At 48.9% G+C, this 1701-nt stretch carries 3 protein-coding genes and 1 pseudogene; all 4 read right to left on the bottom strand.

Annotation, left to right across the window (positions count from 1 at the left end):
- On the bottom strand, positions 1-491 hold a 491-nt coding region (gene gspK / locus R8N28_RS24115; RefSeq protein ID WP_318183536.1), incomplete at its 3' end, for a type II secretion system minor pseudopilin GspK.
- On the bottom strand, positions 484-1167 hold the full coding sequence (gene gspJ, locus R8N28_RS24110; RefSeq protein WP_020904375.1) for a type II secretion system minor pseudopilin GspJ: 684 nt from the start codon (positions 1165-1167) through the stop codon (positions 484-486). The genes gspJ and gspK, both read right to left, overlap by 8 nt.
- The gene (gene gspI / locus R8N28_RS24105; protein ID WP_318183535.1) at positions 1154-1543 is read right to left on the bottom strand and encodes a type II secretion system minor pseudopilin GspI; all 390 of its coding nucleotides are present in this window, start codon (positions 1541-1543) and stop codon (positions 1154-1156) included. The genes gspJ and gspI overlap by 14 nt, the downstream gene beginning before the upstream one ends.
- Positions 1530-1701 (bottom strand): annotated as a pseudogene (locus tag R8N28_RS24100) (type II secretion system protein GspH); the annotation flags it as partial. The gene gspI and the pseudogene R8N28_RS24100, both read right to left, overlap by 14 nt.

Below are 1701 nucleotides of genomic sequence, written 5' to 3'. Positions count from 1 at the left end.
ACGCCGGTGGTTGAACGTACTGTGCTGTCTGAATCAATGTATTCCCAAGTGGAATCGGCAATCACTTCCGCTTGATACGGCTCTACATCCGACTCTTCTAACAAACGCTGCAGCACTTGAACCAAATATGGTCGAGTGGTTTGTTGTCCGGTCGGCTGCACTCGACTTAACACATTGAGGTTAAAGCACGCTTGCTTATCCCAAATACGTCCTGCAGCTTGACCATAGTCCAATGGGTACACTTGTTCTTTAATCGCCCAAGGTTGACTGAGGTTGATGGTATCGCTGTCTTTGTAGCTCTGCTCGATACCCACTTCAGCCAAGGCTTCAACACCAACACTGTACCAATATGCTTGCTGGTAATGGATTTGGTTTGAACCGCGCTGAAACTGCAAAAACAAACGTTCAGACATGGTGGCAGCAATGGTCGCCATAATCGCCAACAGCATCAGTACAATAATCAAAGCAACACCACGCTGACGATTAACCATTGTTGTTGCCCTCCGATGCTTTGTTTCTTTCACTTTCCGCAAGCTTGCCATCTGGCGTTAGATACGTGCGCGCTATTTCACCGTAATCCTTCAACTTCAAGACAACTGAGACAGCTTTCGGCAACTCTTTATTGCTGTCCCACTCTTTCTTCCACTGTTTACCGTCATAAAAACGCATGTCGAAAGATTCCACCTGTGTCAGCAACGGAGTGACAATGCCTTCCTGCCCAACTGGGGTATCTGGATAACGCCACCAAACACGCTGCAGGGTTTCTTCTTTAACGCGATAGCCCACTTTAGTCACTTCACCACGCGGGAACTGTTGCTGCGGGTTATGCCAACCCACACGCGCAAACATCAAGCCTTTTGCGTCGGAATCGAGTAAATAGTCCGACCAAAAGATCAGTTGCCCGGCAGGGTCTTCGCCGTTGGTACGCGTTTGACGCAATGCCATTTGGCGGAAGTCGTTATCCATCATCACCATGGCGCGTTGCAGTTCATTCAAACGCTGAGTTCGCTCTTGCGACAACTCGTTACTGCGCTGAACTTGCGACACCACTTGGTATGCCGCCACGCTCAAACTGGCAAAGATTGCTATCGACACCAGCACTTCAATGAGTGTAAAACCTTTTGCTGTACGGCGCTTATTTGCGCGATTGGGATTACTGCGCCACATAGCTTCTTACCGTAACAACTGGACTCGCGTTTTTCGCGGTCGCGACACTTACATCAAATGCTTTCAGCAATGGCTGCGTGGTGGCTACAGGCGTGACTTTCCAATACCATGTACGCCCTGCTAGTTCTTCGGTACCACTCTTGGCTTTCAGCGCGCCAGTATCTAGCATCACATTCGCCATTTGGTTATCCACAACCATGACTGCAAACAACTTTTCTTCTAAGTAGCTGACTGTGTTGATGTGTTGACTCACTGAGCGAATCACACTGATCGCCGCGGTGGCAAAAATAGCCAGTGCAACCAACACTTCAAGCAACGTCATCCCTCGCACTCGGCGACGGTTTAAGTTTGGTTGAGTTTGCTTAAAATTGCGCATTCGCATCCTCTTCCACTTCTTCACCTGGCGCTACCAACAGAATTTGCCCACTCTCTTTTCCGATCACTCGCCAACCATCGTTAAACGCATCGCCTTTTTGTGGGAAAAAAGACAAGGTAAACGGCGTGACTTCTGCGCTCGAGAAAATGAAGACTTGC

The organism is Vibrio sp. Vb1554 (genome assembly GCF_033344235.1).
This window is presented reverse-complemented; position numbering and strand designations above follow the sequence as displayed.

Coding starts and splice junctions, on each gene's coding strand:
- gspJ (WP_020904375.1), bottom strand. CDS start 1,167: ATGTGGCGCAGTAATCCCAATCGCGCAAATAAGCGCCGTACAGCAAAA.
- gspI (WP_318183535.1), bottom strand. CDS start 1,543: ATGCGCAATTTTAAGCAAACTCAACCAAACTTAAACCGTCGCCGAGTG.